The organism is Bifidobacterium sp. ESL1118, assembly GCF_058505595.1.
Window position 1 is genome coordinate 1,725,424 of record NZ_CP196371.1, and the last position, 12,355, is coordinate 1,737,778.

The following is a 12,355-nucleotide window of genomic DNA, read 5'->3' on the forward strand; positions in this document are numbered from 1 at the left end:
GGCCCAAGTACAGAATTGAGCATGATGGCACTGAGCCTTGTCACGGCGCTATTGGCATTGTGGTCGTTGCTGCGCTTTCTGCCGGCTGGCTGGGACGGACACGGCCCACTGCCCTACCTCATTGCGTTCATCCGCTTCCTCTGGATTCCTCAAGCCTTGTGCCTGGCGGCCGGTATGCTACAACGCAATGTCGTTGCAATCATCATTGCGGCCTTTGCCATCGTTCTGGTTGCTATCGTGAATTCTTCCTGGTATCGCCAGCACATGCAACGCCCGCTCAAAGGCAACCAACCTCCGGCAAAAGCCACAACTGGCACGCAGACAGTGGCAATGACACTCAACTGCAGATTCGGGCATGCCGATGCCCGGGCCATTGTGGATGTAGTGCGCGGCAGGAACGTCAGCGTGCTGGCGTTGCAGGAGCTCAACGCTGAACTCGTCCATCGCCTGGAAGGCGCCGGGCTTATGCAAGCGCTACCCTACTGGCAGCTGGGAAAATCCCGGCCTTCCGACAACGGCGGGTTCAATGGCATATGGACCGCAGCAAAGCCCAGCTCCGTCAGCCCATCAGCCATCGATATTCAAGCCGCCAACGTGCCATGTGCGGTGGTGGATGGCGTTGCCTTCTACTGTGCGCACACAAAGTCTCCCATGCGCGGGTGCCGGCAATGGTCGGCAGGCATACGAGCGCTCAGCAAACTTGCCGGTGGGCAATCAACCGTAAAACCCGGACGCGCAAATCAGCAGGGCAGCGATGGAGGCGCTGATATTGGTGGTCTTCCCCAAGGCACGAAGTACCGGCAACCTGCAGTCGTCATGGGAGACCTCAACTCCAACCTGGACCATCCGAGCCTGCGCTCGCTGCTCAAGAGCACCACACTCAACGATGCAGGCCTTGATGCCCACCATGGGCGTGTGGCCAGCTTCCCCTCCTGGCTGCCTTGGCCTCGCCTTGAACTCGATCATATCCTGACATCCGAGGGGATTCGCACCGCCCAAGTCGAAGCCTTCACCATTGCCGGCAGCGATCATCTGGCTGTCACCGCGCGGATGAATGTGCTCAGCGCGCACACAAATCAAGCAACTGGGCACTGCAATGCCACCGGCCTGCGCAAATCCTGAGTATCGCCGATATAGCGGTCTTGCCCAACCGCCGTGGAGCTCAGATGCGCGGTTTCACCATCCCAAACCAGCGTATAGTCAGAACGCAACGGGGCGTCAGGTGTAGGCGCCCTCCATACCTGCAGCTCCTTCATATCGATGGTCCAGCTACCGGCGGGTTGCATATACACGCTGTTATATGACTTGGGAAACCCCCACGTACCGACCACCACATGGCACCCATCCGCACTGGCCGGCTCCAGAACCGTATAGTTCGTATCCGCAAGGGCGGCAAGCAATGGAAAGAAGGAGACCAGCAACAATACCACATCGAGCAAGAACGCTATGAGCAACGCATGCATGCCCTTGCCCTCCAACGGAGCTACACCATGAAACCACCTGGGCACTCTGGGCAGCAGAGCACCAGCGAATCCGCAGGAGAGTACGCCCACTGCCACCACCACGGTCAAGATCTGCAGAACGGTGCCTTGCCGTAGAACGAAGTCGCCGATGATGAACGGCTTAGGTTGGAAACCCTGATATTGAGGCCACACCCGATACGTCAGCAACAATGCCATGGCTGCCGAACAAGTCGCCCACGGCAACGCGAATTGCAGAGGGTAACGAGCGATCGGCGACTCTGCACTGACCGAATCAATCGGTGACTCTGCACTGACCGAATCAATCGGCGAACCGGTCACTCCGCTCGCACCATTCGCGCAGGTTACAGTGGGCACATTGTCGGCATCAACAACAATGTCTGTACCGACTGTGCAGCTTTCGTCATTTTTACCATCGAATGCACGCCGGTGCACCCTGTCATTGTTCGTCATACCAACCATGGTCGTAACCAAAAGCAAGCGTTTCAAGCCAATATCACCACAACTTCACGATTGACACACAACCTTCACGCAACTTGCGACGACACGGCCACACAATATGTCAAAACCCATGCAAAATCCATTCGTATTCTCGGCACCGCAAAGCAAGCGACAACCACCGGCTCCACACTGCTCCACATGGCACACCTACAATTTAATCAACATCTATCCAAGCCACTCGCTATAATGAGAAAGTTATTCGCCAGCTGGGTAGACCCTCTCATTACTGCCTGAGCACGAGGAACACGTAAGTGCAGGCGGCATGCCCCACATGCCAGCTGAAACTTGCATTGCAATACAAGGAGAGCCATTTATGGCAACCAAGATTCGTTTGAAGCGTTTCGGCAAGAAGTTCCACGCCGTTTACCGTGTGATCATCACCGACTCGCGCAATAAGCGTGATGGCAAGTCGATCGAGGAGATCGGTCAGTACGACCCGAACCAGCAGCCTTCGCTCATCAAGATCGATTCCGACCGAGTGCAGTATTGGCTCGGAGTGGGCGCACAGCCCAGCGACGCCGTGTTCAAGCTGCTCAACATCACCGGCGATTGGCAGAAGTTCAAGGGTTTGCCAGGTGCCGAAGGTACGCTGAAGACAGCCGATGAAGAAGCCGATGCCGCCGCACGCGTGGAGGCGGTGGAAACAAAGGCTCAGAAGCTCAAGGCCGCCCAAAGCGAAGCCAAGGCTAAGGCTGAGGCAGCTGCCGCCGCCGAAGCAGCCAAGGCCGATGCCGCAGACAAGGCCGCCGCTCCTGCCGCAACGGCTGACACCGCCGCAGACAACGCTGAGACCGCTGCCGAGAATGAGGCAACGCCCGAAGAGAAGGCCAAGTAATCATGCTTGCCCAGGCTGTTGAACATTTGATTCGCAATATCGTTGATTTTCCCGATGACGTTTCGGTCAAATCCCACGAGAACGGACGGGGCGAGCTGCTCCGGGTCCGTGTGAACCCTGAAGACACCGGCCGCGTCATCGGGCGCAAAGGTCGCACAGCGAATGCAATCCGCACCGTGGCTCAGGCTCTATCCAACCACAGCGTTCGTGTCGATATCATGGACGTGCGCCGGTGAACGGGAGCACGACAAGTTCGCAGCAGGCAGACCCGCAACAGCATGAGTTGTTGCGGGTCTGCCGTATTGGACGAGCCCAGGGGCTCAAGGGCGAGTTCAACGTCTACGCATTCACCGATGAACCGAAGCGTCGATTCGCTGCCGGTGCCAGCTTGGTGGCGCAGGCGGCCACCGCAGGTGGAACCGGCAACATCGATACTAGCAATTTTGCCAACACTACCCGCACCACACATACGTCCAACTCGGACGCCGTTCCCGTTCAATACACTGTGCAGTCGGCCAGGTTCCAGAAGAACCGCTGGGTCTTGAAACTGCGGGGCGTGGACGACCGAACCGCGGCAGAGGCACTGAACGGCACCGACCTGTATGTGCAGGCCGATGACGCCGAGGAAATGGCCGAAGAGAATGCCTGGTATCCCAAGGACCTCATAGGGCTCACGGCAGTGCTGGACGATCAAAACGAGTTGGGTGGGCCGGCAGGTCAAGCAGTGGGAACAGTCGTCGATGTCACTGATACAGGCGCTCAGTGGCTTCTCAAGATCCGCCTTTCCAATCCGCCTGCCGATGCAGAGCCAACAGCGCTGGTGCCATTTGTGGACGCCATTGTGCCAACAGTCGATTTGGATGCCGGAACGCTGACGCTCAACCCACCTGGTGGGCTTATACCAGGACTGTGAGAATCGATGAAAACAGACATTGTAACCGTATTCCCTGAGTATTTCGGGGCACTGAACGTCGGGTTGTTCGGCAAGGCGCAGGAACACGGGCTCATTGAGATCGCCACGCACAATCTGCGCGACTGGACCCACGACGTGCACCATTCCGTGGACGATACGCCGGTGGGCGGCGGCGCTGGAATGGTGATGAAACCCGAAATCTGGGCCGCATGCCTGGATGATTTGTTGGGACTGAAACCTACGGAAGTCCTGTCAAGCCGTAATGGCGACTCCGGCAGTGATGCCAATGAAGGCGCCGATTCCCTCAGCACCAACATTTCCCACAAGTTCGGCAGTTCTGACATATCCGTGGCCTTCAGCGAGTCCGGCAATGACAGCCACGGAGCAGGCGCTTCTGACATTCGCACTGCAAGCCTTACCACAGCCGATGACACGAGCGGCAATGTTGAAGTAGGCGCATCGACGACTCCAGCAGCACCAAGCGAGGACTCCCCCGTGCTCATTTTCCCGAATCCCTCCGCTCCACTGTTTACGCAGCATAACGCTACCGAACTTTCACACGCCGGGCATCTTATCTTCGGATGCGGCCGATACGAGGGCTACGATGCGAGGATCCCTCGGTATTACGAAGCGCAAGGTGTAGATGTGCGTGAGTATTCCATCGGCGACTATGTGCTCAATGGCGGAGAGGTTGCGGTTTTGGTGATGCTGGAGGCCATCACGAGGCTCATCCCCGGGTTCATGGGCAACCCCGACTCCATCGTGGAGGAATCGTACACCGGAGCGAACGCGCTGCTCGAGTACCACCAGTACACCCGCCCCACCACGTGGCGTGGCATGGCGGTACCTGCAATCCTTACGAGCGGCGACCATGGCAAAGTCGACCGATTCCGCAGGGACGAAGCGCTAAAGCGCACCAGTACGATTCGCCCTGACCTCATTGAAGCACTCGACTGCTCACTGCTCGACAAATCCGATCGCAAGACGCTGATGGCCTTGGGTTGGGAGGTCTCGGGGATGCACCCCAGGCGGTTTGCGGTCTGAATCCGTCCCAAATCTGTGCCCTGCAGATGTCTTTACGTTCAGAGGGGACTTTTTTGGAGAACATAATCAAAGACAGAACATACAAACGTTGGAATTCCGCCGATAAAGATTTCCGCCTCTGCAGCAATCCGGGTAAAAATCCCCTCTGAAGAATTTCAATGGCGATTTTGGGTGGATTTGGCCTGAAACATCACGTCGAGAACCCGGGTGAAAAACAGAATTAGTCGAAGTTCACTCGGCAGAGAAGGTGAACACCGCGGTCTCGCCGTAGTCGCGCTGATCGGCCAGCTGCCAGCCTTTCGGCGCGATGAGCGAATCGGAGCGCACAGAACGCTCGATAAGTATAGTGGTTTCAACGTTCGTAGTCGCACTGGCAGCCAACGAGGCAAGCAGAGCGTTGCATTCTTCGGTGGAGTAGGCATATGGCGGATCGGCAAAAACCACACCAAATGCGGGACCATGATAGCCGGAAACCATGCGTTCGGCTGGTTTACGGAGTGCACGAGCATGCATAGACGGGTTCCAGGAACGCTGACGCTGCAACGACCTGAGCGTGCCAGCAAGCACCGCCTCAGCTGGGCCTGCGGATTCCACCGCTACGAGCTCATCGGCACCGCGCGAGAGGGCCTCGATGCCAAGAGCACCGGTACCGGCGAACAAATCGAGCACACGCGCGCCAGCCAGGATGCCAAGCGAATCGAGCCGTGAGAAAATGGCCTCCTTCGTGCGGTCGGTGGTAGGCCGTGTGCCTGACTTGGCCTGCGGAAGCTGGAAGCCTTTGAATCTGCCGGAAATAACACGCATACTGCCATGGTAGCGGGCAGTCCCGTCGAATTGGCGGCACAATGCATTGCGCGATACGAGCCACCACACGAGACGAGCCACCGCTACCCATAGTATGGCACTATTTACCGCGTAAATGCTCAATGCCGACATATCGTGCCATAGCATGACACTAAGTGTCACACAATTATTCAATGACTACAGATTGTGACGCCTTACGGCACTATTTACCACACGAATATCTGACACCGACATATAGTGCCATAATCCGGCACTATTTACCGCGGAATCATCCAACCACTACACATAGTGCCGTCTAACGGCAATACTTACCGCATAAATATATGACACCGACACATTGTGACGTTTAAAGGCACTATATGCTACACGAACATCCATTGCCGACACATCGTGCCATAGAATGACACTATAAGTCACATCATTATTCAATGACTACGGATTATGACGCTTAACGGCACTATTTACCGCGGAGTTTACCATCTATGACACATTGTGCCAGCAATTGGTTGAGTCAGCTACTGAAAATTTGGGTTTCACTGCCACGGGTGAAGTCAAGCACGGCACCGGCGAGTTCAGGCTCTCCATCCAACGTAGGATTTGCTGCCAGCAACGACTCGGCACTTTCGCGTGCCTGAGCAATGAGCTTCTTGTCTTTGACCACGCGCAGGAGCTTCAGGCCAGACTTACCGCCCGACTGGGCGTCACCCGTCACGTCTCCTGCCCCGCGCAGCTCAAGGTCTGCCTCCGCAATCTCGGCGCCGTCAGTGGACCGACGAATCACATCAAGCCGCTGCTCGGCAATGCTGCCAGGCTCTGCACGCGAGACGAGGAACGCCCACGCATCGGTCCCACCACGCCCCACACGGCCACGCAACTGATGCAACTGCGAAAGGCCAAACCGGTCAGCATCAAAGATGACGATGCAACTGGCTTCAGGCACGTCCACACCTACTTCGATGACGGTGGTGGCCACAAGCACAGGCGTTTTGCCGGACTGGAAATCGGCCATCACCCGCTGTTTGGTCTCATCGTCGTCGCGACCGGTGAGCGTGGCGAAAGCGATACCACGGAACTGTGGCAAGGAGGAGAGGCGCGCCGCTATCTCGCTGACTGCATGTAACGGCGGCTTCTCAGCAGTCTCGCCACCGCTGGTCTCATCCTCGTTCAGACCTTCATCGGTGAACTCCACGAAACCGGATTCCGCATCATCCGCGGCCGAACCACCATGCCTGCCACGAACCAATCGGCCTCCGGAGACGCTACTGCGTACCGCAGCGTTTCCAACACGTACCGCGCTCATGCGCCCAGCACCGCCCAAGCCGCGCATAGAATCGGCGATGGCATCAGTTGCCTTCCCGGACACCTTGCCGACGGCGCCGGCACCACTCTCGACATCGGCAGCGTCAAGTGCCGCTTCCTCATCGGTTTCAATTCGAGGGCAGACGATGTAGGCCCGCTCCCCTGCGTCGACGCGACGACGCAAGTGGACGAACATCTGCGCCATAGTGCGGCTATCGGCCTCCGGCACCACCACGGTCTTGATCGGTTTGCGCCCACCCGGAAGCTCGGTGAGCTCGGAAATCTCCAGATCGCCAAACCACGTCATCGCCGCCGAACGCGGAATGGGCGTGGCGGTCATGACCAGCAGGTGCGGAGTCTTTCCACCCTCAATCGGCTTGCCATCGGCGTTCAGCGTGTTCATGTTCTTCAACACCTGACGCTGTTCCACGCCGAACCGATGCTGCTCGTCGATGACGGCGAGCGCCAGGTTCGGCATCTGCACCTTTTTGGAAAACGCGGCGTGTGTGGCGATGACAATGCCAGGTTCGCCGCTGGCCAGCTGTGCCAGGGCACGACGACGTTCGGCCAGCTTCATACCACCCGTCAGCAGCGTGACCGGAATGGGTGCGGATTTAGACCTGGCGTTGGCATTGCCATTCTTAGCACCATCACCACGTTCGACATCGCCGACACGACCATTCGCCTCGTCCAGCTTGCCCGCCATGCCGGTGATGGTGTGGAGATGCTGCTCGGCAAGCACCTGCGTCGGCGCCACAAGCACAGCCTGCCCGCCTGAACCGACCGCCTGGAGCATGGCCGCCAGCGCCACCACTGTCTTGCCGCTGCCCACCTCGCCCTGCAGCAGCCGTTGCATGGGGTAGTCGCGCTGCATGTCTTCGCCGATGGTGTTCACCACGGCGCGTTGGCCAGCGGTCAAGCTGAATGGCAGTGAATCGATGAAGCGGTCCCTCAACCCCGTTTTCCCACACACTATGGAATCAGCCTTGCGTGAGGTTTGTCGAGCCTGCAACACCGCGGTTTGCGAAACGTACGCCTCCTCGTAGCGCAGCGCCTGCAGGCCGCGCTTGAACTGCTCGACGGACTGCGGATTGTGGATGGCGGCGAACGCCTCGGCGCGGTGCGGCAAATGAAGCCGTTCAATCTCGGATGCCGGCAGAATATCGGGGATGGCACTTGAAACGGAAGGTGCCACGCCGCCTGCAGGATCTTCTCCATTGACTGTATTGGAATCACGTTCAACGCCGCTGCTTGGGCTGTTCGTCGCAGTTCCTACGCCATTCGCAGCTTCGCCATAGTTCGTCAGCGGCACGCCAAGGGCTGCGAGCACAGTCAATATGCTCTCATGAATGTGATCGCTTGAAATGCGCGAATTGGCATGGTAGACGGGGCGCGGGCGGCATACATGCCGGAGTGCCTCGGCCTCACTGTTGGCATCGAATCTCAACCCACGCATTGCCACAGATGATTGATACGCTGGGAACACCCTGCCAGCAGAACCAGCGGCTTGCACACCACTAGGGGCATTGGCACCGTCAACTCCCGCCTCCTGAGCGGAGGTGCCGCTCCCATTCGAACGCCCACTGGAAGCACCTTCTTGGTTCGGCGCAACCGTCAGCACCTCAGGGTGGGTGAACTGCAGCTGGCCGTTGAACGTATCGAGCACGCCGGCCACCACGACCTGCGCCCCGGACCTCAACCGATTGCCCATCCAGTCCATATATGGCTTTTTATGCGAGAAGAACGTGAGCCTTATATCGGAAGGTGCCACATGCCGGCCTGCCGCAAAAGCGCTGTCATCCACACTGGCCTCAAGCCTGAAACCAGCGCTGCGACCCATGGGAATCACGCGTGAGACGCGCACCACACCGGCGAATGCCATCGGCTCTCCAATCCTCGCCTCCCGCACCGAGCGCACTGGAACCGGCTCGGTGACGCGGAACGGGTAATAGGTCAACGCGTCGCCTACGCTCACCACACCGAGCTTCTTCAGCGCGCTGACCCGCCGTTTGTTGGCGATCAGCGAGGAAATCGGGGTGAGAAGCGTTACGTTGTTCATATCTCCATTGTATAAATTTGCGCTAACCTCGACGGTGAGGGCTCAGTGGCCCAGCCTCTGCTGAATCGGCATCGGCGCATGCCCCACATATCAGTCGCCACGCATCACTTGTCCCATAACCGAAACATACCCACTTCCAACGCCAAACATCGAAGCGTGTACAATCCAGTCGCGAATCAGCCGTTGACCGACCGAAATGTACCCGATTCTCCCGCAGCCCATCAAAATCGGGTACGATTCGGTCGCAAACCCGCGCCTTCATATCCGAACTGTACTCGGTTCGCAAACCACTGTGCCCCAGCGCGCACGATTCCGACTCACATCTCGGCTGAACACGACAGCTCCGACCACATGATGGCGTATCGCGCACCAATCTCTATGGGGCGAGAGAGTATGGGTTGGTTCAATACATTCAACCGATAAAACGGAATACGTCACTTGTCAATGGCACGTACAACGCGGCCACCAACAAGGGAAGAGGAGGAGCATGACCGGGTTGCTCAGCGCGATGCAGGGGTTCTTCGTCATCGCTGTCATCATCATCGTGGGCTACGTGGCGGCCCGTATGCGCATCGGGGGACCAAGCGCACAGATGGTGCTGAACAAGGTGAGCTTCTTCGTCACCAACCCTTGCCTCATGTTCGCCATCCTCTCCAAGGAGCCGCTCACCGAGATCTTCCATTCGTCCATCTTCGTGGCGTTCTTCTCGGCGTTGGCAGTGGGCGTGGTCTTCCTCATCCTCAACCAGCTGTTCTTCCACATGGGTCCGGCGGATGCCACGGTGGGCGCGCTCAACTCGCTGTACCTCAACTCCAACAACATCGGCCTGCCCATCGCCACATACATCCTTGGCAACGGCGCGCTCGTGGCACCAATCCTCGTCATGCAGCAGGCCATCTTCACGCCCATCGCCCTGACGGCGCTCGACATCACCACCACCGGTAAGGTCTCAGCGAAGAAGATTCTGGCCCAGCCGCTGCACCAACCACTCCTCATCGGCTCTCTCGGCGGCATCCTCGTCTCGGCCATCGCCATCAAGGTGGGCTACTACCCCATCCCCAAGTTCATCTACGACCCCATCAACATCATCGGCCAGGCGGCGGTGCCCATGATATTGATGGCCTTTGGCATGTCCATCTACGGCACCAAGCCGCTGCAGAACAAGTCCGCGCGCCCAGCTGTCTACACCGTCACCGTCTTGAAGAACATTGTGATGCCGATCATCGCGTTCCTGCTGGCAAAGTACGTCATGGGATTTTCGGGCAAAGTGCTTTACGCCTGCGTGGTGCTGGCGGCATTGCCCGCCGGTCAGAACGTCTACAACTACGCCGCCCGATACAACGTCGGCATGACCTTCGCACGCGATGGCATCCTGCTCTCCACCGTCACCAGTCCCATCTTCATCGCCATCATCGCCGCACTGCTGAGCTAGCGCTGCAAGGCGAAACGGTATCAAATCGCCAACGTCAGCCGCAACTCAACAGCCGAAATAGTCTCATCCACCAGCCTCGCCACAACAACACGGACAGCAACCGTAACTCAGCGAACGTTCCGCACGAGTTCGAGGTTGCAGCCGCACGAAACACTCGATGAAGACGCACCAGCGGACGTTTCATCCGAATGAAACGAACAACCCGCACCAAACATCCGGTGAGCGTCAATCCCAGTGCGTCTGGTACGGCTGCCGTAACGATGTTTCGACGTTGTCGGCTAGCTCCGACTCACTATCGACCGATATGACTGGCTGCGAGCGCGTCGAGCCGCTTTACGAAACCAGGCCAGTCGGCGCGGAAGGCGGTGAGCAGATTCCGATCCGCCACCTCACTCACCGGCACCCAGCCAATCGTAAGGCTTTCATCATCATTAGGATGCGGGTCGACACTGTGCCCCGGCTTCTCGAAGGCGATCACCGTGGTATAGGCCCACGGGCCGTGCTCTTCGCGATGAGTGCCAACGACTTCAATGTCTTCCGGGGTGATATTGGCCTCTTCGTATGACTCCCGCAGAGCACCTTCGATTGGAGTCTCCACCGCGGTGATGGCCCCACCAGGCACACCCCACGTGCCGCCTTCCGCGCTCCACACGGCGCGATGCTGCATCACGATGTCAGTGACCTTGCCCGTTGTTTCGTCACGCCGCGCAAGTAACACGCCAGCCGCACCGCACCGCCCCCAGTGGCGCCGGCCGCAGGCACAATCAACCCAACCGTCCCCCGGCTGACGGATGCGACCCTGCGGCGAAGTCACCGCAGCCAGCCGAGACTCAAGGCTCGATGCATCCTCCGGGGGTTTGAGTCCAAAATCGGCGCCTCTCCTGGCCGCACTCGAGGCGGCACCCGTCGTTGCGTTCACCTTCGATTCGCCTGTTTGCGGCACGTCAACGCCATCAATGCCTGCAGCGCCCTTCCAATTCCAAAGCTCAGTCCAGTCAACGCCCAAGCTCCCCACCATACGCCGCAACAATGGCAGACTGATGCCGAGCACGCCGCTCGGGTCTCCCTCGACGCTCTCGATAAAGGCGCCTCCCAAGCCTTCCAGCGTGAAGCATCCAGCCACCTCCAGCGGCTCTCCAGTGGCGACATATGCTTCAATCTGTCTATCCGTATAATCGGCAAACTTTACCTTGGCATGGCTGGTGGCCGTGCTTTCGCGGCCTGTGGCAAAGTCGACGACGCAATGGCCAGTCCAAAGCTCGCCGAACTTGCCACACATTGCCTTGAGCCGCTCCAGCGCCACCTGCGGCGTATGCGGCTTGCCGAGCGCCTCGCCGTCGAAGAGAAACATGGAGTCACACCCCACAATCAACGGACCCTTCGCCAAGCGTTCAAACCCCTGGAACCCAGCCATGGCCTTCTGCAGAGGTTCGGTCTCCATGGGTACGTCCACGCCTGAAAAATCTCGTGTCAGCGTCGAATCAAAGTTACTGACGACGGCATTGCCTGTTTCAGTTCCTTCGTCATGCCCTTGCGGCCCCTTGATTCCTGATTCTCCGGAGCCCTCTTCGCCAGCAACGCGCAACGGGTAAGCAGTGACCTGATCACCTTGTGCGTCCGAGACCAGCGACGCCACAGCGCGGTAGCTCCTGGCCACCGTTCGGGCCTTGGCCTTGGCCAGGATCTCAACGCGCTGTTTGACGCTGAGATCAGCCATGCTGGCCCCATGCCTCCGGGCGGTGTCATCAAGTGCCACAGACTCATCCACATGCGAAACGCTGACATTGGGATTGATGCCGGCCTGCAGCAGCACACGCCGGCGCGACGGAGAACTGGAAGCAAGAATCAAAGGAACGGTCATAACACTCCAAACTCTGTAATCATGCGGCCTGTGCAAGCCGCATGCTCAATCCATACATACCTTGTTTCCTCATGATATATCACTAAACAGGCCATATATAGGCGCATTTATTTTATTTAGGGAGAT

10 protein-coding genes are annotated in these 12,355 nt (G+C 58.3%); 6 read left to right on the plus strand and 4 right to left on the minus strand.

The genetic code is table 11. The features are described 5' to 3' along the window. Positions 1-21 precede the first annotated feature (21 nt). Positions 22-1,122, plus strand: a complete 1,101-nt coding sequence (locus ACSYSS_RS06985) for an endonuclease/exonuclease/phosphatase family protein (RefSeq protein ID WP_491703303.1) — start codon at positions 22-24, stop codon at positions 1,120-1,122. Here ACSYSS_RS06985 and ACSYSS_RS06990 read toward each other — a convergent pair. Further along, complete coding sequence (locus tag ACSYSS_RS06990; protein ID WP_491703304.1) at positions 1,077-1,934, minus strand: hypothetical protein; 858 nt, start codon at positions 1,932-1,934, stop codon at positions 1,077-1,079. The two genes, ACSYSS_RS06985 and ACSYSS_RS06990, sit on opposite strands and share 46 nt — an antisense overlap. Positions 1,935-2,295: 361 nt before the next feature. Here ACSYSS_RS06990 and rpsP point away from each other — a divergent pair, with 361 nt between their 5' ends. The 4 genes from rpsP to ACSYSS_RS07010 are packed head-to-tail and all read left to right on the plus strand — an operon-like array spanning position 2,296 to position 4,774. Further along, complete coding sequence (gene rpsP, locus ACSYSS_RS06995; RefSeq protein WP_491703305.1) at positions 2,296-2,817, plus strand: 30S ribosomal protein S16; 522 nt, start codon at positions 2,296-2,298, stop codon at positions 2,815-2,817. Positions 2,818-2,819: 2 nt separating this feature from the next. After that, positions 2,820-3,053 carry an RNA-binding protein gene (locus ACSYSS_RS07000; protein WP_491703306.1) on the plus strand — a complete coding sequence of 78 codons (234 nt, stop codon included), beginning with the start codon at positions 2,820-2,822 and terminating at the stop codon, positions 3,051-3,053. Beyond that, positions 3,050-3,730, plus strand: coding sequence for a ribosome maturation factor RimM (gene rimM / locus ACSYSS_RS07005; RefSeq protein WP_491703307.1), 681 nt, complete (start codon positions 3,050-3,052; stop codon positions 3,728-3,730). The genes ACSYSS_RS07000 and rimM overlap by 4 nt, the downstream gene beginning before the upstream one ends. 6 nt (positions 3,731-3,736) lie before the next feature. Then, positions 3,737-4,774 carry a tRNA (guanine(37)-N(1))-methyltransferase gene (locus tag ACSYSS_RS07010; protein ID WP_491703308.1) on the plus strand — a complete coding sequence of 346 codons (1,038 nt, stop codon included), beginning with the start codon at positions 3,737-3,739 and terminating at the stop codon, positions 4,772-4,774. 231 nt (positions 4,775-5,005) lie between these two features. Here the strand turns inward: ACSYSS_RS07010 and ACSYSS_RS07015 are convergent, their stop codons facing one another. Together ACSYSS_RS07015 and ACSYSS_RS07020 are read right to left on the minus strand one after the other, a co-directional pair. Continuing rightward, positions 5,006-5,578, minus strand: a complete 573-nt coding sequence (locus ACSYSS_RS07015) for an RsmD family RNA methyltransferase (protein ID WP_491703309.1) — start codon at positions 5,576-5,578, stop codon at positions 5,006-5,008. Positions 5,579-6,089: 511 nt separating this feature from the next. After that, the gene (locus tag ACSYSS_RS07020) at positions 6,090-8,936 is read right to left on the minus strand and encodes an ATP-dependent DNA helicase RecG (RefSeq protein ID WP_491703310.1); all 2,847 of its coding nucleotides are present in this window, start codon (positions 8,934-8,936) and stop codon (positions 6,090-6,092) included. A 487-nt stretch (positions 8,937-9,423) separates the two neighbouring features. Between ACSYSS_RS07020 and ACSYSS_RS07025 the strand changes: the two genes are divergently transcribed. Next, positions 9,424-10,368 (plus strand): AEC family transporter, encoded by a 945-nt coding sequence (locus tag ACSYSS_RS07025; protein WP_491703311.1) that lies wholly within the window; start codon positions 9,424-9,426, stop codon positions 10,366-10,368. 292 nt (positions 10,369-10,660) lie between these two features. On the opposite strand, the gene ACSYSS_RS07030 is transcribed toward ACSYSS_RS07025, so the two are convergent. After that, positions 10,661-12,229: a Maf family protein gene (locus tag ACSYSS_RS07030; RefSeq protein ID WP_491703312.1), complete on the minus strand. Its 1,569-nt coding sequence runs from the start codon at positions 12,227-12,229 to the stop codon at positions 10,661-10,663. Positions 12,230-12,355 lie beyond the last annotated feature (126 nt).